Here is a 26,255-nt window from a genome sequence, read left to right on the forward strand (position 1 = left end):
TGGGCGCCCAGGCCGGGCTCGCCGCCGGGATCAGCGCACCGCGGCGAGGACCGGGCCTGCTTCGGGGGCGAGGTCGTCCACCTCGCTGCTGTCCGGACTGCGCGGCAGCAGCCGGTCCAGCCAGGACGGCAGCCACCAGTTGGCCCGGCCCAGCAGGGTCATGGTCGCCGGAACCAGCACCATGCGGACCAGAGTGGCGTCCACGAAGATCGCGGTGGCCAGGCCGAAGCCGAACATCTTGGTCGACGGGTCGCTCGCGACGGCGAAGGACAGGAACACCGCGACCATGATCAGCGCGGCCGAGGTGATGACCCGGGCGCTGCTCGCGATGCCTCGTACGATCGCAGTCGCGTTGTCGCCGGTGCGCAGGTACTCCTCGCGGACCCGGGACAGCAGGAACACCTCGTAGTCCATCGACAGTCCGAACAGGATCGCGAACAGGAACATCGGGATGAACGACACGATCGGCACCGTGGACTCCAGCCCGATCAGCGACGCACCCCACCCCCACTGGAACACCGCGACCATCAGGCCGTAGGTCGCGCCGATGCTCAGCAGGTTCAGCAGGACCGCTTTCAGCGGCACCAGCACCGATCGGAAGACCAGAAGCAACAGTACGAACGACAGCGCCAGCACCGCGCCGATGAACAGGGGCAGACGCTCACTGGTCCGCTCCCCCACGTCCGACAGGCTGGCCGCGGCACCGCCGACGTGGGCTTTCGCCGGTCCCGCACCGACCGCACCGGGCAGCACGTCGGCGCGCAGCCGGGCGACGGTGTCGGTGGTCGCCTTCTCCTGAGGTCCGGTGGCCGGGATGACCACCAGGCTCGCGATGCCGGTGGCCTGGTCGATCTGCGCCGGCATGACCGAGGCGACACCGGGGTCCTTGGCGACCGCTGTGACCAGCCGGTTCACCACGCCCAGGTCGGCGGCGGCGTCCACGGCGATGACGAGCGGCCCGTTCGCACCCGGCCCGAATCCTTCGCCGACCAGGTCGTACGCGCGGCGTTCGGTGCGGCTCGTCGGCTGCGACCCGTCGTCGGGCAGGCCCACCCGCAGGCTGAACACCGGCAGGGTCGCGAGCACCAGCAGCCCTGCCGCGCCGGCCGCGTACAGCACCGGATGCCGGTTGACGTGCCTGATCCAGCGTTGCCATCCCCCGCCGCCCGCACCGGACCGGCGGGCGAACCGGTGGACCTTGGTCAGCCGGCGCCCGGTGAGCCCCAGGAAGGCCGGCAGCAGCGTCACCGACGCGACCACCATGATCGCGACCACGAGGGCGACGGCGATGCCGCCCATCGTCATGAACGGCACGTTCGCGGCCGCCATGCCGAGGATCGACACGACGACGGTCGCCCCGGCGAACAGCACCGGCCGCCCGGCGGTGGCCACCGCCCGCCCGGCCGCCTCGTGCGCGTCGATGCCGCGGGCCAGGTACTCGCGGTGCCGGGCGAGCACGAACAACGCGTAGTCGATTCCGACCCCGAGCCCGACCATGCTGCCCAGCACCGGCCCGAAGGTCGGAATCTCGGTCACCGACGCGAGCACCGTCATGAGGCTGACGCCGACGGTCAGCCCGAACAGCGCCATGCCGATCGGCAGCGCCGCGGCGACGAGTGAACCGAACGCCAGGAACAGGATCGTCGCGGCCGCGAGCAGGCCGACCAGCTCGCCGATCCCGGCGCCCGCGTCGGAGAAGGCGAAGAACAGGTCCCCGCCCATCTCGATGCGCAGCGGCAACTCGCCGCGCATCCGGTCACCAAGCCCGATCAGAGCGTCCAGGTCGGCGCCCGACAACTGGCTCTGTTCGGGGTACTGCACCCGGATCACCGCGATCCGGCCGTCCGCGGAGACCAGACCGCCGGCCTCGGCGTCGCTGGTCGACAGCACGTGCGGCAGGGCGCGTACCTCGGTCTGCAGCCGCACCAGAGCGGTACGCGCGGCACCGCCGGCGAGGAACGTCGCCCCGGCCTCGGCCGGGGTGACGACCACCTGGGCGGTCATGCCCTGCTGGCCGGTTCCCGCGCGTTCGAGCAGCTCCGCGGCGTAGCCGGAGTCGAGTCCCGGCGCGGTCATCGAGTCGGCGGTCTTACCGCCGGAGGCGGCCGCGGCGGCGACCGCGATCGCCGCGGTCAGCAGCCACAGCGCGATCACCCGCCATGGCCGGCGCGCGGCGCCGGCACCCAGCCGGAAGAGGGTTCGGGAAAGCATCGGATTCTCCAAGTCGTCTCTACGGGTTGGCCTTCTGTTTTCCGCCGCGGGCCGGCACGGCGTCGATGACGAGGGTCGTCGCGATGCCGTCGCTCGGTATCGGCCCGTGAGCCGCCGATCCGTCGGTCCCCGAGCCGAGCAGCGCACCGTTCTTTCGGCCGATGTGCGATCCCGGCCGATCCCTAGGCTGAGAACGTGCTGCGAGACGACCTGCGAGCCTTCTGGACCGAACCGCGGCCACCCGATGCCCCGGTCCGGGTGTGGCGCGACTGGGTCATTCTCGCCGGGGGCCTGTCCGGTGCGGTGCTGGAGGCCTCGCTGCGTACGGATCTCGTCTGGCGGCCGGTGGCCGTGGTGGTCGCGGTCTGGCTGTGCGTGCTGACCCTGTGGCGGCGGACCCGCCCGCTGGCGGCGGCCGCCTCCGGCTTCGGCGCGGTCATCGTGCTCCAGGTGCTCACGGTGGTCCTCGCCGCACCGGAACCGGTCGGGTTGTACGCCGACCTGGTCGTGCTCACCCTGGTGTACGCGCTGCCCCGCTGGGGGTCAGGGCGCGAGATCGTCCTGGGTGGTGCGCTGATCCTGACGACCTTCGTGCTGTCCGTGATCACCGACGACATCCCCGTCGGCGACCAGATCGGCGGCTTCGTCTTCCTGTCCATGCCCGCCGTGATCGGGGCGACCGTACGGTTCTGGGCGACCGCCCGCGAACGGCAACTGGAGCGGGCCCGATCCTTCGAACGCGAGCGGATCGCCCGGGAGCTGCACGACACGGTCGCCCACCACGTCTCCGCCATGGTGATCCGTGCCCAGGCCGGCCGGGTCGTCGCCGCCACGGACCCGGCCGCCGCCGTCGAGGCCCTCGAAGGGGTCGAGGAGGAGGGCGCCCGCACCCTGGAGGAGATGCGTGCCATGGTCGCCACGCTGCGCGACAGCCGGACGACCGGCACCGACCTCGCTCCGCAGGCCGGTGTCGGCGACCTGCACCGCCTGCTGCGCTCGCACGCCGGTCACCTGCGCGTCGGTCTGGACCTCGACGGCGAACTGGCCGCACTGTCGCCGGCCGTCGACGCCGCGGTCTACCGCATCGTGCAGGAGTCGGTGACCAACGCGATGCGCCACGCGGTCAGCGCCACCGAGGTCGTGGTCCGGGTCGTCGCAGACCCCCAGCGGGTACGCGTCACCGTCGCCGACGACGGTGCCCGCCCCGGCCGGGGCCGCGACGGATACGGTCTGACCGGGCTGCGCGAGCGCGCCGGCCTGCTCGGCGGTCAGCTGCGGGCCGGTCCGGGCATCGACCGGGGCTGGCAGGTGGAGGCCGAGCTGCCCAGGGGAAGGACGGACAGCCGTGTCCACTCGCGTACTCGTCGCTGACGACCAGGCCGTCATCCGCACCGGCCTGCGGGTCATGCTCGACGCTCAACCCGACGTCGAGGTGGTCGGCGAGGCGTCCGACGGGCGCGAGGCCGTACGCCTGGCCCGCGACCTGCGCCCCGACGTCTGCCTGTTCGACATCCGCATGCCCGAGCTCGACGGGCTGGAGGCCACCCGGCAACTGGCCGGTCCCGGCGTACCCGACCCGATGGTCGTCGTCGTGATCACCACGTTCGACCTCGACGAGTACGTCTACGGCGCCCTACGCGCCGGCGCCCGCGGCTTCCTGCTCAAGGACGCCGGGCCGGACCTGCTGGTCCAGGCCGTACGATCCGCCGCCGCCGGAGACGCGCTCATCGCCCCGAGCGTCACCGTGCGCCTGCTGCAGACGTTCGCGGACGTACCCACCGGCCGGCCCGCCGTCCAGCCGATCAGCCCGATCACCGCCCGCGAGGACGAGGTGCTGCTCGCGGTGGCCCGTGGCCTGACCAACACCGAGATCGCCGACACCCTCTACATCAGCCTCAGCACCGTGAAGACGCACCTGGCGAGCCTGATGGCCAAGCTCGGCGCCCGCAACCGGGTCGAGATCGCGATGTGGGCCTACGAGACGCGCAGGATCATTCCGGCCACCTGACCCGGGCGCGCGAGCCGGCGGTCGACCGGGCCCCGCCGAGCGGTGCCCGGCCGGCCCGCGCAGGCCACCGGCGCCTTCGACGAAACGCGCCAGGCGGCCCTGAGGATCCGCGGCCCAGTCGCCTTCGAGGGCGATGAGGACTCGAACGGTGACCATCGAGCTGGATTCGTCCTCCACCTCGACCTCCGGGCAGTCGTACCCGCCGTCAAGGCGGACACGGACCGCCGGACCGTTACCGCTCTCCATCCATGTCACGTCATCGCCGGCTGCCAGTCTGTCCAGTGCCTGCGGCCCACGACTGAAGCTTCGAGAAAAAGCATCAGGAGCGTGTTGCCTTGATGAACATGCTCTGCACGGTGATCTCGGCTTCCCACAGATCGGCGCTTTCCGCCGACAGGACCGTGATGCGGACCTCGTTCTCGCCGTCGGACAGCCGGACGAGCTCGAACGGGAACAATCACCCATCCGCCCGACCTCGTTACCCCATGGCTGCCCTTACGACGCCGGCCAGGGCGGAAGGAACCACCACTGGTCAGGCCGATTGTATGAACAGTCCCACTGGATGGCCTGTACGGGAGTCGTGGCGCCATTGGGAACGGCCAGGCACTTATCGCTATTGAGGTTCACCAGTCGATAATAGATCTTCTGATAGCTATTGGTCCCGACCTCTTCGAGCCTCCAGATCTGATCTGCCACTCCAAGATAGTCCCACTGGATTATCTTGCCCCCGTTCGCCTTGCTTCCTCCGCTGACACCCATCGCCTTCCATGAGGATGTGCCAGCATTAACAATGTACGAGGACGTGCTGCTGGACGTCGGCTTGATGAATTTCCACGCCTGATCCTGCTTGCCCTCTCTCTTCCATTGGATGATCGGCGCGCCATTATTGGGGCTCGAACCGCTGACGCCGAGGTTGAGATCGCTGACGAAACTTCTGATATACACCCACTGGGTAGGCGGCACTGCCGGGCCGGCCAGCGCATTGGATTCAGCCGCGCTCACCTGCTGCGCAGACGTGGCGTCGGCCCGCGATACGGACCCGAAGCTCAGGATGGTAACCAGCGACGCGACGAGGACGATGCCCCATCGCCGCCGAGCGACGTTCTTGAATTGGAAGGCGGTGCCCAGCACGACGTTCCCCCGGTCAGTAGGTAGTGGACAGTCGCCGATCAACGTAATCGTATACGATCCCGAAGGCAATAGAAGATCGCACGGATCTGCCACCGGCGATGTTGATGCTTCCAGATGTCACGGTCAGCGGCCCGTAGCGCGTCGGCGCAGCGTCGGCACCGCAACGAGGTGGTGGCCCTCGATCGCCTGGAACGCCGGATGATCGCGGTCCTCAAGGTGGCCGGTGAGACCGATGAGCTGAGATGTCAGCCAACGCCTGCCGGAGAGCGGAGCCCTCTCCTTCCGCCCCGAAAGAAAGACACCGCCCGGGTTACTTCACCCGGGCGGTGTTGCTTAACCGCTATTGCAGTCGAATAGTCGCAGACAGGGTGGCGATTTGTTGGGAATTAATTTGTGTCGATCCCGATACACACCCTGGTCCTGGTCGGCAAACGTGACCACGAAGATGATCCGCTTGACCCGGCGACGATATCGCTGGATGCGGGTCACGTCCGCGACCAGGCGCTCGTAGGCCATCGACTCGTCGAACCCGTCCGGATCCGCCGCTAGGTGGGTCGGAAGGGCGGACGGTGCGGTAGCGCGGGCGTCGGTCGGCCCCAGGTCGGGTAGGGCGACCAGCCGCCTGGCTTGCAGTTCCGTCCGCGGGTGTGCGCTGACCAGCCCTCGACGGGGCCATGACCGGGCAGGTGGCGATGCGCCAGGCCTTGGCGGCGAACGCGGCGATGGCGGTGGACTTTCAGAATCGGGGGGAGCCCAGCCCACGGACATCGGAGCCTTCATGCGCCGTCGCACTGCCGTCACCGTCGTCGCCACCACCGGCCTCGTCGCCGCTATTGCATTCGCCTCGCCGGCTGCCCTCGCCCTCGCGGATCTGTTCTGGAAGCCCGACTGGCGGCATCTAGCCGACATCGGCCAGGCGTACGGCGTCGCGTCCGCCATCTTCAGCGCGCTCGCCGTCGCCGGCGTGGCGGCGAGCCTCGTCTACCAAGCCCGAGCGCTACGTCTGGCCAGAGTGCAGGCCATCCGCACCACGCACTGGGAACTATTGACTACGGCAATGGAGCGACCCAGCCTCTTCGCTCCTGCGGCCGGGCTCAAGCAATGGCAGGCAACCACCATGAAGCCAGAGCAATTCTGGTATGCCACCGCCTTCGTCAACTACTGGCACTCGGCGTTCGACGCCGGGCTCCACACGGAGGCCAGCCTCCGAGACGGTTCCCTACCCAACTTCTTTGCCAGCGAGTTGGGAAGGCAATGGTGGACGACGTCTCACTCGGCCAAGACCTGGCGTACAAGCATCGACCCAGTAACGCGGCGCTTCGCGCAGATCCTCGACGAGGAGTACGCGAAAGCTGCGGCTGCAGGTCCGCCACTGCCAGCCTCTGCCTTCCGCCCTGAGCAGCCCGATACACCACGAACCGAGCCTCGAACTGCTCGACCCCCTGGGAACTTGACCGGCACTATCCTGCTCGGCGCAGTAGCGACTGCCGCAATGGTGGGCTGGCTCGCCGGTCGACGCCGTTGAGGGTCAGTCCGTGCCACGGCGACGAGGTCGACTTTCCAACTAACTTCGATGTTCGATCACGGCGGAAAGTACGGCACAACCCCCGGCCTGCGTATCGAGCTGATCGGACCTCCTGCGGGGAGCCCGGATGTCGGCGTGAGGCACACCCAACACCACAGTGAGCGTTTTCCAACTGGCTTTGCGCAGCTGAGCCGCGGGCTGAGGGCTGGGGGCCAGGATGCCGGTGAGGTGAGGCTCCCGGTAAGACAAGCAATCGACCAAGAAAGACGCCCCTGCCGGGAGCCTCGTTGCTGTCTTACCCTGCCGCGATTCCGCTGTCCACCCGCTCGCTGAACCACCTCGCCGATCTGATCCGCACCCATCGCCTGCGGCGGTGTTCCCACTGCAGGCGCTGCTCGCACTGGCGCACCTGCGCAATGGCGACACGTTCACCCGCCTGGCCGCCGCTTCCAGATCGGGGTGGCAACCGCCTGGCGCTGCGTCCGAGAGGCGATCACCCTGCTCGCGGCGACCGCCGACGACCTGCAGGCGGCCATGTAACGCATCCGCCTGCTGGCCTACGCGATCCTCGACGGCACCTCTGCTTCCGATCGACCGGGTCCACCATCAGAAGCCGTACTCGGGGAAACAGCGACGTCACGGCGTGAACGTCCAGGTCATCGCTAACGCCGCAGGCCGCCTGGTCTGGGCCTCGGCGGCAGTACCCGGCTCGGTGGCGAGTACGCCGACAACTGGAGTTTGGGAGTGCGCGAACCGCATCGGCGGTTTGCGTTGCGGGTAGGGCCGGACCTTGGGGTCCAGCTCTTCATGAATCCCGGCATCGGGACCTTGAAGGTGAAAGCGGTCGAGCGCTAGAGCTAGAGATCGCGGCGGGCGTACAGGCGCGCGGAGAGCGTGGTGGAGGCGAGTCCGAGGATGCTGAGGGTCGCGATCGCGGCGACGGTGAGCCGGGCGGGGTTCGCGACGTCGAGCCACGACAGCACCGCAGTGCGGACAGCGGGGAACCCCCATGCTCCAAATATGACGGCCATGATGATGGCGGGCGGGAAGACGGCGACGATGCGAATCGGGCCCGGGCCGGTCGCGAAGAACGCGGGTAGTTGGGCGGCAAGCAGCATGCCGATGAGCGTGACGCTGGCGACGGCGACGGCGGCGACGACGGCCCACTCGAACTCGGCGCCGAAGGCGAGCGCGGCAACCGGAGCCACGAGGGTCCCTGCGACGGTGAATGCGATCAGCATCAGTAGGCAGGTCGCATAACGGCCGAGGACGACGTGCTGGCGCCGGATGCCGAGCGCGGCGTAGAGGGTGTCGAGGCGGCCGCGTTCGTCGTTTCCGAACAGGTGCATCACCGTGTTGAGGACCGCCAAGCAGGACATCGCCGGGATCAGCAGGTACGGGCTCAGGAGCACTGCGCTGAGCACCAGGACCGCGACGACGACGATCCCCGCAGGGATGATCAAGAACTTCGCGTTGGGACGCATGGACCGCAGGTCCAGGCCGACGAAGCGGGCAATGGCATGCACGTCAGGGCTCCTCGTCTCCGGGCCGCACATGATGAACGACGACCCGATCGATCGTCGGGGTCTCGATCTGGACGCCCGGGCCGAACCCGGCGGTGTCGGCGGTGCGGATGATGCCGTCGAAGTTGTGCCGGCCGCGGCGCAGGCCCCGGATCAGTGGTGTGTTCTCCGCGGTGAGGTCCGTCAACGCTCCTTGAATGTAGGCGAACTCCTCGATGAGTTCGTCCACGGCGCCGGAGTGGACGACCTGACCGCCATCGACGAACACAAGGTAGTCGGCGAAGTGCTCCAGGTCGCTGGTGATGTGCGTGGAGAACAGTAGCGACGCCTCCTGACGGCGCATGTACTCGCGCAGCAGGTCGACCAGGTCGGCACGCGCGGCCGGGTCAAGGCCGCTGGTGGGCTCATCCAGGATCAGCAGATCGGGATGATTGCCCATCGCCAGCGCGATCATCAGCTTGTTGCCCTGGCCCCGCGACAGCTTGTTCACCCGCTCGTCGGCCCCCAGTCTGAACCGGCGGCACAGCCGGCCGAACCAGTCCTGGTCCCAACCGGGTCGAGACGCGGCATAAGCGGCCGCCGCGTCACGGACGCGCCAGTACGGCAGCACGAACGGCTGGTCGAACACGACCCCGACCTCGCCGATCGGCGGCATCGCGATCCTTCCCGCGTCCGCGCGGACGAGCCCGAGCAGCGTGCGCAACGTCGTCGTCTTGCCCGAGCCGTTGGCACCGACCATTCCGGTGACGAATCCCCGCGGAACGCGAAGGTCCAGCGGGCCGAGCGTGAAGTCTCCGCGGCGCTTCACGAGCCCGACGGCCTCCACAACGTGCTCTGACGTGTTCATCGCTCCCATTCCTCCGCGAGCATCGCGGTCAGCTCCTCCAGTGAGACCAGCCCGGTGTGCCGGGTGCGGGCGACGATCTGCCGTAATCCGGCCCGGGCCCGCTCCAGCGAGCTCCGGCGAGCCTCGTCCGGGTCGATCTGTGCGACGAACGAGCCCTTGCCAGGCACGTTCACGATCAGCCCTGCGGCCGCCAGGTCGTTGTACGCCCGCGTGGTTGTGATCAGGCTGACCCGCAACTCTGCGGCCAGCGCGCGTAATGACGGCAGCGGCGTCCCGGCCGCGAGCTCTCCGGCCATGATCTGCTGTCGAATCTGCTCAACGATCTGCTCGTACAGGGGTACTCCGGGGCCAGGCGAGACGATGACGTGCATCCGCGAAGCCTCCTACACATCTACTGTCTATGTTCAGTATGGACAGATGCCGACTGCGGGGTCAAGAGGGCTAGGTCGCGCCGGCCTGCGAAGCCGCCCGCGGCACAGACCGGCACCCGTGTTGTCTCGTTTCTGAACTGAACCGTCGCTACGGTCACCACGGGCCCTCGGGCTCAGCCCGTACGCAATGACAATCACGAGATCTTGGGTCTTGGGTTGCGGTCGCCCGGCGTGCCATTCAATACGACCGGTGACGCTCGGCAGAGCGAACATGAGCCGGTCCAAGTTCGGTTCGCGCAGCGACGCGTCCGGTCCACTCCGCGAGGAAGCCCTAGTGCGCCGGTGACCCGCCTCCACGAACCGAAGATGGGCCATCATGCGTCGAGTAGTTGGACGAGGTGCGCGCAGTCCGGCGACTCGATGTCCAACGCTCCGGGCGCGTTACGGCGCAGGGCATCGCGCCGTGGAGTGGCACCTCATGCCCGCTCGGGTGACAGCGGTGGGGCGGTGACGGCACTAGGAAGGTGAAGTCTTCGCGGGCCTTGGCGTCGATGGGCAGGGGCAGGCGGATGCGCCCGGAGTCGACCATGCCTCGCACGGCAGGACGGCTCAGGTCGAACCCGGCGGTGAGCAGCTTCTCGACCCGAATGGGTGCCGGGAGCTCGAACCTGATGATGACCTCGAGGCGTGCGGCATCCTCGCGCTGGAGGTCGTAGAACGGTATGTCGGTGTCCAGCTGCCAGGTGCCGGTCCAGTCGAGCTGGTAGGCGGCCTTGTGGGCGAGCGTCGCGTCCATGGTCACCTGTCGCACCATGGCCGGATCGTTGTTCTCGAACCTCAGTAGCCGCTCGTTGTCCAGCGCCCGCACGTTGATGCGCTCGTGGACGGGGATTTCGACGTGCGGCCGCACAGGTCGCAGCAGATCAGCAGCCACACGTCAGCAGCTTGTGGTTTGCGTTGACCCGGATCTTCCCGTGGGACGGTGACGGGTGGACCTGCACGACACGCAGGTTTTGACGGTGGTCGGCAGTCCGAGCTCGCTGACCACCCATAGCGCTCTGCGGCAAACTGATCTTCAAGGCGGACGCCGGCCTGTGGCCGAACCCCGACGCCTACAGCATCGACAACGAACTCCGGTCCGCCACCATCACCATCAGATAGCCATCACCTCCCTGAGCAGGCGATCGTCAGGTCGCCCGCTCAGGCAGGACGGCGGCGACCAGCTCCTGGTAGGCGGCGACGCCGTCCGGGTCGGTATAGCCGCCGGCCGGAGCCGTGGTGGTGCCGAGGTACCAGTTGTCGAGTTGCCAGTAGGAGACGACCTGGAAGCCGTGCGTGGTCAGCCAGGTGCGGGAGGCGCGGATGGCCGGGCCGCGGGAAGCGCGTACGCCCTGGTCGTCGTCGATGCCCCACTCCGGCAGGGTAAGGGGTTTGCCGAGGCCGCTGACGGCGTTGTACCAGCGGATCATGCCGGGTCGTTGCCGACGCTGACCGGGTTGTCGGGCTCGCTGCCGCGGGTGCTGGCCTGCCAGTAGAGATCGAAGCCGTACGCGTCGGCGTGGGTGGCCGGGACGAGCCAGTCCTGAATCTCGTAGTTACCGCCGGTGCCGTTGTTGGTGACCTTTGTCGAGCCGGGACGCCACTGATACGACATGTAGATCGGTACGACGTTGAGTGCCGGGTTGAGAGCCTTGGCGAGGGCGTAGACGCGCTTGAATGCCGGTACGAACTGCGTACCCGTCATGTCGTTCTCGGGCTCGTGGAAGTAGGTGAGAAAGATGCCTGCGGGCATCGCCGCGGCGATGTTCTGGATCTCGGTGTCGCAGCTGCCGGCAGCGACGGCGACCGGCGTGCACGTGGGCCCGCGGCCGTCGGTCAGCTGGGCCGCGATATCGACCTGCCATTGCCGCGACGACGCCGATCCTGATAGCCGTCGATGGTGATCCGTCCGCAGAACGCGAACCGCACCCCATGGCCACGTTCCGCCGGACGCCGACCACGGCGACGGCAGTCGCCCGGCGAGGAGCTCAGCCACGGCGTGAACAGATCGTCAGGTGCCGCAACGGGCGGAGTTAGGGATACGAACATGACGTCACCAACAGAAAGGAGCTGATACAAGGTGGCCATACCCCGATTGCCGCGCCGCCCACCGGCTTCTGCGCATGGTCACTCAGACGAGCTACCAGCCGGGCCACAGTGCTACTGAGGGGCGTCCCGGGCAGGGCTTTCGCCACAGCGATCCGCCGAGGCCACGCAGGATGTCCACGTGGATCTGCGCCCCCAGTTGCTGCTGCCACCGGTCACCCCCGAACGATCACCGAGACCGCCACCGCGGTCAAGCACATCGCCGACCTGGTCGATAGCGACGAGCCCGTCACGTCACAGAAAGTAGCTATGAGACATGAGAAGGGCAGTCCCTGTTGGTGGCCGTGGAGTCACGTAGGGCGCCCTGACCGTCAGCGTGCCCTTCGGCCGGCCGTCACGCGGCCTTCACGAAGTACTGCGCCGGAGTGCCGTTGCAGTCCCAGATCTGCAATCGGGTCCCGTTCGCTGTAGCGCCTGATGGCGAGTCGATGCACCTGTTGCTTTGCGGATTGCGCATCCGATTGCCTTCCTGCACCCAGTTCTGCGCCCCACTGCCGTTGCAGTCCCAGAGTTGAAGCTTGGCGCCATTGGCTGTGCTGCCGGCCTGGACGTCGAGGCAGCGGCCGAGGGTGCGGAGCGTCTGCCCGTTCCACGTCCACTGCTGGTCGATCGCCGCCGGGCCCTGGCAGCTCCACAACTGCACAGCCGCGCCGTTGCCACCCGTGTTGTCACCGGCCACGTCGACGCACTTGCCGCCGGGCCCGTTGATCTGCGTCGCGGGTCCCCCCGGGGTAGGCGGCGTCGTGCCCCCGCCGTCCTGGTAGTAGCGCACGTAGTCGATCGATGCGGTGAGCGGGAACTGGCTTTGCACGGGGTTCTGTCCGGGGTATGTGCCACCCAGCGCCAGGTTGAAGATGAGGTGGAACGGCTTGCGGAACTCCTCCAAGGTCGCCGGCGTGGTGTCGATGACATGCGTCTGTGCACCGTCGATGTACCAGCGGATCTGCGAGGCGGTCCACTCGATCGCATAAACGTGGAAGGCCGCGGCGTTGTTGACGGCGGGGTTCGCGACGTAGTTGGCGTTCTGACCCGCTGTCCACGGGAACACGCCGGTCCGGACGTCCCAGAAGATGTTGTTCGTCACGGTCGCGTTCGCGTTCGCGTGTTCCATGATGTCGACCTCGCCGCAACTGGCCCAGTTGGTGGGCAGGCGGTCGTAATAGGTCTGGGCAGGGTTGTAGGCGCTGGTCGATGTCTCGTCGCAGGCGTCACCGAGCATCCAGAATGCCGGCCACGAGCCGGTGGCGGTCGGGAGCGCCATGCGCGCCTCGATGCGGCCGTACTGGAAGGATCGCTTCGTGTCCGTCGTCATGCGGCACGAGGTCTGGTAGAAGTTGCGGCCGTTGACGACGATCGGGGTCGTCAGCCAGTTGGCGCGCATTACGAGATTACCGCCGGACTGCGTGCAGTTCTCGGGGCGGTACCACTCCCACTCGCCGTTGCCCCAGCCGTCGAAAGCATTGAGGCCGGGGTTGAGGCCGTTGCCGACGTTGTAGTTCCAGTTGGCGCTGCTGGGCGCGCCGGACCCGTTGAACTCGTCGGCCCACACGAGGTTCCACGCGGCGTGTGCGGGCTGCTGCTGGACGACCGCGCTGCCGACGAGTGCGGTAGCGGCCGCGGTGAGGAGGACCATGAAGCGCCGGCGGATGCGTGACAGCGCTCGGTCCGCGAAACCTGCATTCATTGTCACGGAGAACGTCCTCTCATACGGAGTCGTTCGATCTACTGCGAGGGGCGACATGAGACGCGTTTCTGTAAACATTATTACGTAAACATTTCCAACTGTCGATGCGACGGGACGGCACTCTCAGACCGAGCCTAGGAAAGTACCTGGCGGTTGTTCCGGTTTGTTGCGTTTGCGCCCGGGGAGGCGGACGGCACGGCCTGTGACCGCTCCGCCACTCGGGGTCGTTCGTGCGGCTGCGCACCCGGTGTCCGGCGTGCCGGGCACCGGGTGCGCCGACACTCGGCGCGTCAGGGACCGAACTCGTCGGAGTCGACGGCCGCCTGTTCGCCTCGGTCGAGCGTGATCAGGTCGGCCATCTCGGCGTCGGACAGCGCGAAGCCGGACACGTGGAGATTGCTCCGAAGGCGCTGGGGGTCGCTCGACTTGGGGATCGGCACGAGCCCTTGTTGCACGTGCCAGCGCAGCACGATCTGCGGGGGCGTCCGGCCGTGCGCCGCGGCGAGCCCGGCCACGAGCGGTACCGTCAGCGCGTCGACGTCGCCGCCACCGAGAGGCGCCCGCGACTGCGTGAGGACACCGTGCGCGGCGTGGAAGGCGCTGCCGGTCGCGACACGAGCGGGTTCAGCTGGATCTGGTTGACGTCCGGCACCAGTCCGGCCTCGTCCAGCAGCCGTCGCAGATGCGCCGGCTTAAACTAGACGTACCGACGGCTCGCACGGGCTCTGTTGCATTAAGGCTTCGTCAAGATCGTTCGCCGCAAAGTCTCCGGCGAGATCGACTTGCGGCGGTCCGCTTTATAGCGCAGATCGGGCAAAGTACTCAGGGCCAGTCACCGATACAGCAACTCGATCTGCCCCGCGCTGAGATCATCCGGAGGATTTGCGGACCTCGCGACGCTGGAGCGCTAAATGCAACATAGCCCTGGGAAATGCTGGGCCCGGACCGGGAAGATCAGCCGAGCTGGTGAAGGCGCGGCAGGCGGCCGGCTCTGACACGGCCGGACTCTGACACGGCCGGCGGCTGCGTGCGGTCCGCCATCACGAGAGCGATCAGGTTGTCACGTTGAGCCAGCCGCCGTCGATGTAGTAGGTGGAGCCCACCGCGTACGCCGCCCGTGGCGAGCAGAGGAAGACGAAGAAGTCGGCGATCTCCTCCGGCGTGGCGAACCGCCCGATCGGCGCCTTCTCCTCCGCGATCCGCTGCAGGTACTCCTCCCAGCTCTGCGGGGTGCCGTCGGTGAGCTGCTTCGCGGTCTTCACCCAGTCCCCGGTCATCACCAGGCCCGGGTTCACGGCGTTGACCCGGATGTTGTCGGCGATCAACTCGTTCGCCAGGCATTTCGAGAACATCACCAGCGCGGCCTTCGTGACGTTGTAGATCGGCTCGTACCCGAGCGGCTGGGTGGCGCATATCGACGCGTTGTGCAGGATGACCCCGCCGCCGCGGGCCTTCATACCGGGCGCGAGGGCCCGGGCCAGGCGGACCGCCGCCATCACGTGCAGATCCCAGTACGCCTGCCAGCGCTCGTCCGGCGCGGTGAGGATCTTCTCCTCGCTGCCGGTGCCGGCGTTGTTGATCAGGAGGTCGGCGCCACCGTATTCGCGTGTCACGGCGGCGGCGAGCTCAGCCACGCCCTCGGGAACGCTCAGATCAGCGGGGACGGCGATTGCCCGTACCCCGAAATCGGTTGTGATCGTGTCGGTGGCCGCCTCGAGGCGCGCCGCATCGCGGGCGCACAACGCTACGTGCGTTCCTTCGGCCGCAAGGCCGCGGGCGATCGCCAGGCCGATGCCGGCGCTCCCGCCGGTGACGACGGCAACCTTGCCGGTGAGCTGCAGGTCCATGCGGCGGGTATATCACGCCGGCTGAGCCGCCGGCCCCCCGGTTGTGAAGCGGTTCCTCGATGTCCTCGCCTCACAACCGGACGCTGACGTCAGGGAATGGCTGTGGTGTTGAAGGCGAATCTGGCTGTCGAGTCGGCGATGGCGTCGGCGTTGACGTCCAACGCGGTCGTGGTCCGGTCGCTGCAATCCGCCCCGGCGACCAGATGGCTGTGAACAGGGCGGATGAGGTTTTCGGCATCCGCAACCTTCCACAACGCGTTCCGAGCGCAGAAGAACGCCCTGATTTTCATCGACCAACTCGTCGACCAGGGACTATCGGCAGGCTCTCGGATGACCAGTCACAGGGCGCTCGGCGCGTCTATTCGGACAGCTCACGACGCCAGCTCGACGAGCTGAAGGATCGGCATGCCAGCGAGCACTGGGCCCGCATCCTGGCATCTCCGTTCTCGCTTCCCCTCCCACCGCTGCCCGCGACGTCGAAGGAGCGAGCTGGTTTCGCCGACGCGTTAAAGGTGGTGGCCTCAGCCAGTTAATCGCCCATCCCGACGGCAACCGCGGCCCCGGGCACCCCATGCCGCCGAGCGGCCCGATCGATCCATCCTTGAAGATCCGGCAGAAGCATCATATCGAGCAACGTACCTGTCAGCCGCGTGCGTCCGGCAATTGTGCAACGCCGGGCTGTGCACAATCGGCTGACCTGCGTGAACAACTTCTCTTGTGCACGATCGCCGCCGGGCTGTTCCGCGGCTGCGGCCGGAGCCGGAACCCTCCTTCGCAAACGGCCGCGACAAGCCGGTCGGCAACGTGGGAGGGGGCGCGTCATGCTGCGCGCGTTGTTGTCTGCCGCACTCGTAGCGGCAATGGCGGTGGTGGCTCCGGCCGGTCCGGCGGCGAGCGCCCCGGCCTGCGCCGAGGTGGCCGCCGGGGAATCCCGGGCACTGGCGCTGGCCGGGCAGTGCCGGCGGGAAGTAGTCGTCGCGGAGTCGAGAACAGAGCTGACCCAGGTGGTCGCGCGGCCGGACGGCCGGTTGACGTTCGAGTCGGCGGTGGTGCCGCAGCGGGCGCGGACCCGCGGCGGCGGCTGGGCCGATGTGGATCTCCGCCTGGCGCGCGGTGCGGACGGGCGGCTGCGACCGGCGGCGTCGGTCGCGGACGTCAGCTTCAGCGGTGGCGACGGCCCGCTGATCTCGGTGACCCGGCGCGGGCAGGAAATGACGCTGTCGTGGCCGGAGAAGCTGCCGGAGCCGAAGATTTCCGGTGACTCGGCGACGTACCCGGGCGTGCTGCCCGGCGTCGACCTGATGGTGCGGGCGACGTACACCGGGTTCACCCACACGCTCGTGGTCCGCACCGCCGAGGCGGCGGCCAACCCGGCGGTACGTGCCACCAAGCTGACCGTGGGCGGCGATGTGGCACTGAACCAGGACACGGACGGCACCCTGCGGGCCACTGCCGGCGGCGCACCGGTGGCCGAGGCGGCACCCGCACTGATGTGGGACTCGAGGGCCGGTTCCGGGGCCCGTTCGACGGCACTGGCGGCCGGTGATGTCGCGAAGGTGGCGCGGGTCCGTACCGAAGTCTCCGGGAAGACCCTGGTGCTGAAGGCCGACGCGAAGGTCCTCGACGCCAAGGACCGGGTGTTCCCGATCTTCATCGACCCGGACTGGTCGGTGTTCAAGAGCAAGTGGGCGTACGCGACGAACAACGGGGCGACCAACGACCTCAGCAGTGCCCGGGTGGGCCGCAACCCGGACTCCGGCGCGCTGTACCGGTCGTATTTCGCCTTCCCGACCACGGCCAACGGCGTCCACCTCGGCGGCAAGTACATCCATGCGGCCCGGGTGGAGATGAAGCTGGACCACTCGTGGGGCTGCGCGTCGACCCCGTCGTCGCTTTACCACACCTCGGCGATCAACTCCATACCGAAGGCGAGCTGGTCGGGGATGGCGCTGTGGACGTACCTGGGTGAGGCGTGGGGGAGCGCCAACGAGGCCGGCGGGTGCAACCCGCCGCGGCCGGACATGTACATGAACTTCCAGAGCGCCAACCTGAACGCCATCATCCAGCAGGCCGCGAACGACTGGTGGGGTGAGGTGAACGTCGCGCTGACCGCCCGCGACAGCAGCCACGGCGGCGAGTCGGTGCAGGCGCGGTGGAAGCGGTTCTTCCCGAACGACGCCAAGCTGGTCGTCGACTACGACTCGGTGCCCACCCCGCCGACCGGCCTGCAGGTCGCCGGGGTGGCCTGCCCGGAGAGCGGCGTGCTGTCGGTCGGCACCTACACCCCGACGCTGTCGGCGATCCTGCCCGACGCCGACTCCCAGACGATCATGGGCTACTTTGAGTACGTCGAGGTCCCCGCCTCGGGCAACCCGGACGACGCCACGGTGCGCACCAACCCCAAACCCGACCCGGTCGCGACCGCGAACACCCGTGCCTCCACCGCGCCGATCACGATCGTGCAGGGCAAGACGTACGCCTTCCACGTGACCTCGAAGGATCCCGCGCCGTACAACCGGTGGAGCGGCTGGGGCCCGTGGTGCAAGTTCGCCGTGGACACCACGGTTCCCGGCGGGCCGGAGATCAGCTCGACCACCCCGCAGGGCGCAGGCCGTCCCGTCACGTTCGTCTTCCACACCACCGAGTCCGACGTGGTCAAGTTCCGCTACGGCTGGTCCAGCCCGCCCGCCACCGAGGTCGCCGCCACCACGGGCGTCAACAAGGACGCGACAGTCACGCTGACCGCGCCCCGCTTCGGCAAGAACACCCTCTGGGTCCGCAGCATCGACGCCACCGGCAACCTCGGCAACCTCAACTCGCACACGATCACCGTCGGCCGGCCGTCACCGCCCGTCGCCAGCTGGGGCCTGGAGACCTACCCCGGGATCACCCAAGCGCAGGCACTGACCGACCGGCATCCCGGCCGGGCCGGTGACACCCCGCTGGCCTCCACCGGGCACTCCCCGGTGGAGTGGACGGACGACACGCACCTGGTCGGCGGCAAGGTCGCCTACTTCAACCGCAACTCGAACCTGTCCACGACCACTCCGATCGTCAACACCACGGGCAGCTTCAGCGTGGCGGCGTGGGCCCGGCTCATGGACGACAACCCGGCCACCCCCGCGCCCGATCTGCCCGATGGCAACCGTACGGTGGCCGGGCAGTCCGGCACGCACCGCAGCGCGCTGTTCTTCGGCTACCGCATCGTCGACGGACAGCCGCGGTGGGGCCTCTACCTGCCCGGCGGCGACCTCGACCCGAGCGGCACCACGATCGCCTCGCCCAACCTGGTCACTACGGCCGACATCGGCCGGTGGGTGCACCTGGCCGCCGTCTACGACGCCGCGACCAAGCAGATGAGCCTGTACGTCGACGGCACGCTCGCCGGCTCCCGGACGGTGATGGCGGTGCCGTTCAACGCGGCCGGCGCCTTCACGGTGGGCGCCGCGCTGTGGTCGGGCGAGGGCGGCAGCGCGGTGATGGCCGACCACTGGCTCGGGCAGATCGCCGACGTGCAGGTCTTCGACCGGGTGCTGCTGGCCGAGGACTTCACCGGCCAGCTCGCCTCCGATCCGCAGTCCGGGGGCTTCAACGAGCCAGGCATCCTGACCCCGGTCCAGGTCGGCTCGTGGAACTTCAACGCGGCCGTGCCCTGCTACGACGCCAGCGTCCCGGACACCTGCGAGGCGCCCGACTCGGCCACCTCGTTCAACCGGTGGCTGGCGCTGAGCCGCGGCGTCGACGTCGGCGCCGGCCGGACCACCGGCGAGGCCGGCATCTGGCTGGACGACAAATACTTCCCGGACCAGCAAGCACAGGTGGAAACCACCGAGGAGTACGGCCGCAGCGCGATCAAGACGGGCGGTGGATGGCAGGACGCGCCGGTTCTGCGTACCGATCAGGCTTTCACGGTTTCTGCCTGGGTGATGCCGACCGACCTGACGGCGAACCGCACCGTTGTCGCCGCTCAGGACGCGACCGCGATCACCTATGACGCGGCCGCCGGGCGGTGGCGGTTCCGGCTCGGCAACACCAGCGTCGACTCGGCCGAGGCGCCCGACGCCAACGTCTGGACCCACCTGGCGGCGGCCCACGATGCCGGGCGCAAGCAGATCCGTCTGTACGTCAACGGGAAGCTCAGCGGTACGAAGACGCTCACCGCGGCGGCCCCGAACGTGAGCGGGCGGCTGCTGGTCGGCCGCGGACCGTTCGGCGGCCAGTGGACCGGCGGCGTCGACGAGGTGGCCGTCTTCCAGGGCGCGCTCACCGACACCACAGTGGCCACGCAGTACCAGGCCCAGATCGGTCCGGAGCCCGGCGCCAACGCACTGCTGCGTGGCACCCGGTTGAACGCCGGCGATTCGATCCCGTCGGACGTCGGCGACTTCGAGCTGCGCATGCAGAGCGACGGCAACCTGGTCGTCGCCCAGGGCGGCACGACCGTCTGGGACACCCGCACGTGGGGCAACCCAGGCGCCTATTGCTACGTGCAGAGCGACGGCAACTTCGTCGTCTACCGCAGCGACGGCACGCCGTTGTGGGACACCCGCACGTGGGGCACCGGCGCCGACCGCCTCCTCCTGAAGAGCGACGGTGACCTGCTGCTGCAGGACGCCGCCGGCCGTGTCCTGTGGCGCCGAGCGTAAGGGAGAGATTCGATGTTCCGTCGCCTCGCGGCGCCATTGGCCGCTGTCCTTCTGTTCACTCTGCCTGCGGGTGTTCCCACCGCGACTCCCGCGGAGGCTGCCGCCGAACGGCTCAAGCCGCCCGCTGAGAAGATCGACAAGCACGGCGGCCCGGTCGCTGCCGGCAAGCCGTGGACGCAGAACCGTGTGCGGTACGCCCCCGCCCCGGCGCCGAAGTGGCCGGAGGCGGTCACCGCGACTGTGGATCTGAAGGCGTCGAAGACCCGGGTCGCCGGATCCCCGGTGTCGGTGTCCGGGACAGATCAGGTCACCGTACGTGTGCTGGACCGGGCCGCGTTGCCTCCGCAGTGGCGTGACCGGGTTGTCATGTCGCTGTCCGGGCAGGCGAAGGTCGCGGTGGACTACAGCGGCTTCCGCTATGCCTACGGCGGTGACTGGGCGTCCCGGCTGCGGCTGTGGTCGGTGCCCGCGTGTGCCCTCACCACGCCGGATGTTCCCGCTTGTCGCTCGACGCCGGTGCGCAGCACGAACGACGTCGCGGCGGGCGTGGTTTCCTCTGCCGCGCCGGTCAAGGCTTCCTATGTGGTGCTCGCGGCGGCCGAGTCGGGCGGCGACGGCGACTTCAGCGCGACCTCGCTCGCTGCTTCCAGCACCTGGACCTCCGGCGGTAGTTCCGGGGACTTCACCTGGAACTATCCGTTGCGGGTGCCTCCGGCGACCGGTCCGGCACCGGAGATCGCGCTGGCCTATTCGGCGCAGTCGGTGGACGGCCGTTCCGAGGTGACCAACAACCAGCCGTCGATGATCGGCGAGGGCTTCGACTACTCACCCGGCTTCCTGGAGCGGCGTTACGTCCCGTGCTGGGACGACCGGGGCGCAGGCGCCAACAACGCGTCCCGGCAGACCAGCGACCAGTGCTGGAAGTCCGACAACGCCACGATCAGCTTCAACGGCCGCGGCGGGGAGCTGGTGTACCAGGCCGGCAAGGGTTGGCATCTCCGCAACGAGGACGGCACACGTGTCGAGCGGCTGACCGGGGCGGCCAACGGTGCCCGTGACGGTGAGTATTGGAAGCTGACGACCACCGACGGCACCCAGTACTTCTTCGGGCTCAACGCGTTGCCGGGCCATTCGGAGAAGACGAACAGCACGCTGACCGTGCCGGTGTACGGGAACCATTCGCACGAGCCCTGCTACAAGGCTGGCAACTTCGCCGGTTCGTACTGCACGCAGGCGTGGCGGTGGCAGCTCGACTACGTCGTGGATGTGCGTGGCAACACTATGTCGTACTGGTACGGCAAGGATTCCAACAAGTACGCGCGGAACAACACCGACGCCGACGACACCACCTATGACCGGGCTGGTCATCTGACCCGGATCGATTACGGCACTTACGACCGGGTCGCGGATGTGCACGGTGTCACCGAGCGGTCGGTCACCCCGCACGCGCAGGTGCTGTTCGAGAACGCGTTGCGGTGTGTCGCGGACTGCGGCAGCGAGGCGGCGCCGGTCAAGGCGAACTGGAAGGACACTCCGTGGGATCAGGAGTGCAAGACCGATTCCTGCCCGCAGAAGTACGCGCCGACGTTCTGGACCACCAAGCGGCTGGCCAAGGTCACCACGCGGGTCTGGGACACCACCAAGGCGACTGCGGCGTGGCAGGACGTGGATCAGTGGACGTTGACCCACACGTTCGCGGCCAGCGCGGACAGCACGCATACCGGCCTGTGGCTTGACAAGATCGACCACGCCGGGCTGGTCGGCGGCACGGCCGCGATGCCGCCGGTGACCTTCGGCGCGGTGTCCAAGGCCAACCGGGTGCTCACCGCGAACGGCACCACCCACAACTGGCTGCGTATCTCCGACATCGTCACCGAGACCGGCGCCCGCATCCACGTCGACTACAGCAGGCCCCAATGCACCGCGAACAACCCACCGACCCCGCACACCAACACGTCGCTGTGCTATCCGGTGCTGATGCTCGACCCCCTCGACCCGAACCAGAAGAAGCTGATCACCGAGTGGTGGCACAAGTACCGCGTGGAGCACGTCAGCCAGGACGACGTGCAACTGGCCGGCGGCAAGCAGGCGCGCTCGGTGCACACCTGGTACGAGTACGGCGGAACGCCCGCCTGGCACTACGCCGACGACGACGGGGTGACCCGGCCGGAGCGGCGGACCTGGTCGCAGTGGCGTGGCTACGGCACCGTGAAGACCCGGGTCGGTGACAGCTTGGACGGCCCGACCACGCTGACGGTCACCAACTTCCTGCGTGGCATGCACGGCGACCGGGCGGCACCGGCCGGCGGCACGCGCACGGTCACCTCGCCCGCGTCACTCGGTGACGAAACCGTGCACGACGAGGACCAGTTCGCCGGTCAGGTCCGAGAGCAGGTCGTCTACAACGGCACCGAAACCAAGCCGGTGTCCAAGACCGTGAACGTGCCGTCGCGATCCGAACCGACCGCGGCCCGGGGAGACGTGGAAGCCCGGTTCACCGGCACCGCGGTCGCGTACACGGCGGCCGCGCTGGGCGACCACGGCAGCCGGGGCTGGCGAGTCAGCCGGCAGAACAACGAATTCGACTGGTCCTACGGCTCGATCGTCCGGACCCAGCAGGACGCCGACATCGCGGCGACCGGCGACGAGAGATGCACCACCAACACCTACAACCGCAACACCGCCAAGAACCTGACGCAGACCCTGCGTCAGACGACCGTCACGGCTCTACCGTGCGGCCAAGCGCCTGACGGCGCCGACGACGTCATCTCCGATCAACAGCTGACGTACGACGGAGCGGCCGGGCCGTCGACCCCGCCGGTGTACGGGTCGGTGACCCGCACCGAGCAGCTCAAGGACTTGACGGCCGCAGCCGGCACCGTGTGGCACACCGTCAGCAGCAGCACCTACCGACCGGACGGCCGGGTGGCCACCGCAACCGACATCAAGGGCAACGTGACCACCACCGAGTACACGCTCACCACGGTGACGACCACCGGGCCGATGCCGGGCTGGACGGCCAAGCGCGAGGTCAACCCGTACTGGGGATCCGACGTCAAGGTCGTCGACGTGAACGGCCGGGTCACCGCCGAGCTGGCGTACGACCCGCTCGGCCGCGTCGCCAAGGTGTGGCGGCTCGGCTGGCCGCGTGCCGGGCACGAGAACCAGCCGCTCAGCGAGTACCGCTACGTGTTCGCCCCGGGGCGCGACTCCTATCCGTACACCGCGACCAGCCAGCTCAACAGCGACGGCAACGTGGTGACGTCGTACCAGATCGTTGACGGGTGGTTGCGGCCCCGGCAGACCCAAACGCAGTCCGCGGCCGGCGACGGCAACCGCGTCGTCACCGACACCATCCACGATCAATACGGTCGCGCGACCACCAAGTACGCGGCTCACGTCGAACCCGGAGCGGCATCCGGGACGCTGTGGCACGAACCGGAATGGTCGGTGCCGGCGGTGTCGCGCACGGTGCAGGACCTCACCGACCGGGTCACCGCCGAGGTGTTCCTGTCCGGCGACGGCCGGGAGAACCTGGTGGAGAAGTGGCGCACCACCAAGACCCACGAAGGGGACCGGTCGACCACGACCCCGCCCGCAGGCGGCGTGGCAACCACGACCGTCACCGACGCCGATGGCCGCACCGTCGCCCTGCGCCAGCACACCACCGCGGCCGGCGTCGCGGGCGCCTACCGGGAAACCCGGTACGTCTACGACCGCAAGGGCCACCGGGTCAAGGTCATCGACCCGGCCGGCAACGAATGGACCTCCCAATTCGACGTCCGCGGGCGCGAAATCCAGACGACCGACCCGGACCGGGGCATCACGAGGACGGTCTACAACGACGCCGGCGAGACCGTCACCGTCACCGACGCGCGCGGCGAGGCGCTCTGGTACGGATACGACCAGATCGGCCGCAAGACCGAGGTGCGCGACGGCTCTCCGACCGGGGCTCTGCGCGCGCAGTGGAAGTACGACGCGCTCTACAGCGGCCAGGCGGGCTTCCGAGGGCAGCTCACCCAGAGCATCCGGTACGAGCCGGCCGGCTCCGCCAACGCCTACAAGTGGCAGGTTCGCCAGTTCGACGCCCGCTACCAGCCCACCGGCGTCAACTACGTCATCCCAGCCGTCGAGGACAAGCTCAGCCGCACCTACGTCTACAGCTACAGTTTCGCTGCGACGACCGGCCAGCCTCTGACCATGTCGTACGCGGACGGCCCGGAGGGTAGCGGCCTGGCCACCGAGCAACTGACCACCGACTATCACGACACCACCGGCCTACCGGTCCGGCTCGACACCAGCCTCACCGGGGCGGCCGGCCCGCTGCTCACCGCCAGCTACACCCCGTACGGCGAAGTCAACGGCTCCGTGCGTAGCGTCGTGGGCGAGACCGCCGTCGAGGACGTGATCTACCGCGACGAGGCGACCCGCCGGATCGAACGCACCACCGCCGGGGACGTCTCCGACCGGCGCTACACCCACGACCCGTACGGCAACGTCACCGAGATCACCGAGCCGGACGACCGGCAATGCTTCCGGCACGACCGGCTCGCCCAGCTCACGAGCGCGTGGACGCCGAAGCAGGGCGTGACCTGCGCCGCTGAACCGGCGGTGGCCGATCTGGGCGGTCCCGCGCCGTACTGGACGGACTGGACGTTCGACTCCACCGGCAGCCGGCTCACCGAGGTGTCGCATGCGGCGGCAGGGGAAACGACCCGCACGTACAAGATGCCGACCGGCGGCGCCGGTGTCGCCCGCCCGCACGCCCTCACCGAGATGACCACGACGGCGCCGGGCAAGGCGGCGGTCGTCAACCGCTACACCTACGACCAGGCCGGAAACACCGTCTGCCGGCCGGCCGGCAGCGAAACCAACGACTGCGGCAACGGCGCCGGCAGCCAGGTCGCCTCGTGGAACGCCGAAGGCCGGATGGCCGCGATCACGGCCGGCGGCAAGACCCAGCAGACCAACGTGTACGACGCCGACGGCACACGCCTGATCCGGCGCGACACCGCCGGCACCACGCTGTACTTGCCGGGTCAGGAGATTCGCCAGGAAGGCACGACGGTCACCGGCACCCGGCACTACTCCTTCGCCGGCGGCGTCATCGCAGCACGTAGGAGCGGCGCCGCGGTGGCGGCCAACCTCATCTGGCTCTACGCCGATCATCAGGGCACCCAGCAGACGGCCGTCAACGCCGCCACCCACGCTGCGACAGTGCGGCGTCAGACACCGTACGGCGGGCCGCGTGGCGCCCAACCGGCCTGGCCGACCGACAAGGGCTTCGTCGGCGGCGACACCGACCCGACCGGCCTGACTCACCTGGGCGCCCGCGAGTACGACCCGGCGACCGGCCGCTTCATCTCGGTCGACCCGCTGATGGACCTTGCCGACCCCACCCAATGGAACGGGTATTCGTACGCCAACAACAGCCCGGTCAGCAGCAGCGACCCTGACGGCCTGGCCCCGTGCCACGGCTACCAGGATGGGGACCTGTGCCCCGGACAGAAGATCGGGCCGTGGGCCGGCACCGTGGCCGGAGACACCGCACGCGACAAGCACTTCGGCGGCGGCACCAAGAAGCGCAAGCGCGACGACCGCTACACCGGCAACTGGGGTTCGCCGAAGCCCCGAACGTGCAGCACGGCCACGCCTGAGTACTGCCACGCGCCCGGAGCCCAGGACATGACGCCGTACCGGCTCGGGGTTGTCTGGGCTGTGCATTCCACCAAGATTCCCTGCCCGGACGACGACACTGCCTGCGCCAAGACCTACTACTTCCGTGAGGGTGATCCGTTCACCGAGCAGATTCGCGGATTGGACACCATTGAAAGTGCTCGGCAGGCCGTCGCCGCAGCCATAGCGGCTGGGGAGATCGGCGGACGAGTCGACCTGCATTACACCAAGTTCGATAAAGGGCAGCGTGGGTGGCAGGTCATGCAGGATGCCGTCGGGGTACTCGGCGATGTCGGCGTCCTAGGTATATTCGGCAGCGCAGTCGGGAGCCCGGAGGCCGAGGCATTCCTTGGATCTTACGATCTCGAATGGAGCGTCGTGGGTTACGATTCTTCCCGTAAGCCGGTTGTGGAATACCATTTGACCAATGCGACGACCAGAGGCTCCGCGACCGCGAACCCCTTCGGGTCCTACCACGGTAGAGGGAGCGCCGGAGCAGGGGGCGACGCGCGTCCCGGCGAGAGGTTCCAGACTCAGTCCGTTCGATGGCGCGAGACCGTCGAATAACCACCCGGCACGTCCGATCGGAAATCTCTGACACCGGACCCGGCCGCTCCTGCAATTCGGTGGGGCTGTCGGGT

Annotated in this window: 18 protein-coding genes and 2 pseudogenes; 6 read left to right on the forward strand and 14 right to left on the reverse strand. The window is 68.5% G+C overall.

The genetic code is table 11. The annotated features are described in order from the left end of the window. Window positions 1-30: 30 nt before the first annotated feature. Entirely contained in the window at window positions 31-2,211 is a 2,181-nt protein-coding gene (locus I4J89_RS41930) for an MMPL family transporter (protein WP_196419789.1), read from the reverse strand. A 195-nt stretch (window positions 2,212-2,406) separates the two neighbouring features. Between I4J89_RS41930 and I4J89_RS41935 the strand changes: the two genes are divergently transcribed. After that, complete coding sequence (locus tag I4J89_RS41935) at window positions 2,407-3,582, forward strand: sensor histidine kinase (protein WP_196419790.1); 1,176 nt, start codon at window positions 2,407-2,409, stop codon at window positions 3,580-3,582. Next, window positions 3,557-4,219, forward strand: coding sequence for a response regulator (locus tag I4J89_RS41940; RefSeq protein WP_196419791.1), 663 nt, complete (start codon window positions 3,557-3,559; stop codon window positions 4,217-4,219). Before I4J89_RS41935 ends, I4J89_RS41940 begins: the two co-directional genes overlap by 26 nt. Window positions 4,220-4,309: 90 nt before the next feature. Here I4J89_RS41940 and I4J89_RS52095 read toward each other — a convergent pair. The 3 genes and pseudogenes from I4J89_RS52095 to I4J89_RS41950 form a co-directional block, all read right to left on the reverse strand. Further along, window positions 4,310-4,597: pseudogene (locus tag I4J89_RS52095) on the reverse strand (DUF5959 family protein); the annotation flags it as partial. Beyond that, window positions 4,539-4,676: a hypothetical protein gene (locus tag I4J89_RS41945; RefSeq protein ID WP_196419792.1), complete on the reverse strand. Its 138-nt coding sequence runs from the start codon at window positions 4,674-4,676 to the stop codon at window positions 4,539-4,541. The pseudogene I4J89_RS52095 and the gene I4J89_RS41945, both read right to left, overlap by 59 nt. A gap of 38 nt (window positions 4,677-4,714) precedes the next feature. Then, a complete protein-coding gene (locus I4J89_RS41950) occupies window positions 4,715-5,350 on the reverse strand; it encodes an RICIN domain-containing protein (RefSeq protein WP_196419793.1) in 636 nt (211 codons plus the stop codon). A gap of 778 nt (window positions 5,351-6,128) precedes the next feature. Between I4J89_RS41950 and I4J89_RS41955 the strand changes: the two genes are divergently transcribed. Together I4J89_RS41955 and I4J89_RS41960 are read left to right on the forward strand one after the other, a co-directional pair. Then, a complete protein-coding gene (locus I4J89_RS41955) occupies window positions 6,129-6,875 on the forward strand; it encodes a DUF6082 family protein (protein WP_196419794.1) in 747 nt (248 codons plus the stop codon). A gap of 287 nt (window positions 6,876-7,162) precedes the next feature. Next, window positions 7,163-7,590: pseudogene (locus I4J89_RS41960) on the forward strand (transposase family protein); the annotation flags it as partial. A 142-nt stretch (window positions 7,591-7,732) separates the two neighbouring features. Here the strand turns inward: I4J89_RS41960 and I4J89_RS41965 are convergent. From I4J89_RS41965 to I4J89_RS42010, 10 genes are all read right to left on the reverse strand, one after another. Then, entirely contained in the window at window positions 7,733-8,401 is a 669-nt protein-coding gene (locus tag I4J89_RS41965) for an ABC-2 transporter permease (protein WP_196419795.1), read from the reverse strand. A 1-nt stretch (window position 8,402) separates the two neighbouring features. Continuing rightward, window positions 8,403-9,245, reverse strand: coding sequence for an ATP-binding cassette domain-containing protein (locus I4J89_RS41970; protein WP_196419796.1), 843 nt, complete (start codon window positions 9,243-9,245; stop codon window positions 8,403-8,405). Further along, the gene (locus I4J89_RS41975) at window positions 9,242-9,616 is read right to left on the reverse strand and encodes a GntR family transcriptional regulator (RefSeq protein ID WP_196419797.1); all 375 of its coding nucleotides are present in this window, start codon (window positions 9,614-9,616) and stop codon (window positions 9,242-9,244) included. The genes I4J89_RS41970 and I4J89_RS41975 overlap by 4 nt, the downstream gene beginning before the upstream one ends. 331 nt (window positions 9,617-9,947) lie before the next feature. Continuing rightward, on the reverse strand, window positions 9,948-10,550 hold the full coding sequence (locus I4J89_RS41980; protein ID WP_309238715.1) for a DUF1062 domain-containing protein: 603 nt from the start codon (window positions 10,548-10,550) through the stop codon (window positions 9,948-9,950). Window positions 10,551-10,803: 253 nt separating this feature from the next. Next, window positions 10,804-11,085 (reverse strand): hypothetical protein, encoded by a 282-nt coding sequence (locus I4J89_RS41985; RefSeq protein WP_196419798.1) that lies wholly within the window; start codon window positions 11,083-11,085, stop codon window positions 10,804-10,806. Next, complete coding sequence (locus I4J89_RS41990) at window positions 11,082-11,651, reverse strand: hypothetical protein (protein ID WP_196419799.1); 570 nt, start codon at window positions 11,649-11,651, stop codon at window positions 11,082-11,084. The genes I4J89_RS41985 and I4J89_RS41990 overlap by 4 nt, the downstream gene beginning before the upstream one ends. Window positions 11,652-12,095: 444 nt before the next feature. Then, a complete protein-coding gene (locus I4J89_RS41995; protein ID WP_196419800.1) occupies window positions 12,096-13,502 on the reverse strand; it encodes a ricin-type beta-trefoil lectin domain protein in 1,407 nt (468 codons plus the stop codon). Window positions 13,503-13,735: 233 nt separating this feature from the next. Next, window positions 13,736-13,960 (reverse strand): aldo/keto reductase, encoded by a 225-nt coding sequence (locus I4J89_RS42000; RefSeq protein WP_196419801.1) that lies wholly within the window; start codon window positions 13,958-13,960, stop codon window positions 13,736-13,738. A gap of 537 nt (window positions 13,961-14,497) precedes the next feature. Continuing rightward, window positions 14,498-15,292: an SDR family NAD(P)-dependent oxidoreductase gene (locus I4J89_RS42005; RefSeq protein WP_196419802.1), complete on the reverse strand. Its 795-nt coding sequence runs from the start codon at window positions 15,290-15,292 to the stop codon at window positions 14,498-14,500. Window positions 15,293-15,381: 89 nt separating this feature from the next. Continuing rightward, on the reverse strand, window positions 15,382-15,582 hold the full coding sequence (locus tag I4J89_RS42010; protein WP_196419803.1) for a hypothetical protein: 201 nt from the start codon (window positions 15,580-15,582) through the stop codon (window positions 15,382-15,384). 531 nt (window positions 15,583-16,113) lie between these two features. On the opposite strand from I4J89_RS42010, the gene I4J89_RS42015 reads away from it, so the two are divergent. Both I4J89_RS42015 and I4J89_RS42020 read left to right on the forward strand, forming a co-directional pair. Continuing rightward, complete coding sequence (locus I4J89_RS42015; protein ID WP_230860510.1) at window positions 16,114-19,938, forward strand: LamG-like jellyroll fold domain-containing protein; 3,825 nt, start codon at window positions 16,114-16,116, stop codon at window positions 19,936-19,938. 12 nt (window positions 19,939-19,950) lie between these two features. Continuing rightward, window positions 19,951-26,181 carry an RHS repeat domain-containing protein gene (locus tag I4J89_RS42020; protein WP_196419804.1) on the forward strand — a complete coding sequence of 2,077 codons (6,231 nt, stop codon included), beginning with the start codon at window positions 19,951-19,953 and terminating at the stop codon, window positions 26,179-26,181. The last annotated feature ends 74 nt before the right edge of the window (window positions 26,182-26,255 follow it).

The sequence above is a fragment of the Actinoplanes aureus genome (assembly GCF_015704865.1).
Classification (GTDB): Bacteria; Actinomycetota; Actinomycetes; order Mycobacteriales; family Micromonosporaceae; genus Actinoplanes; species Actinoplanes aureus.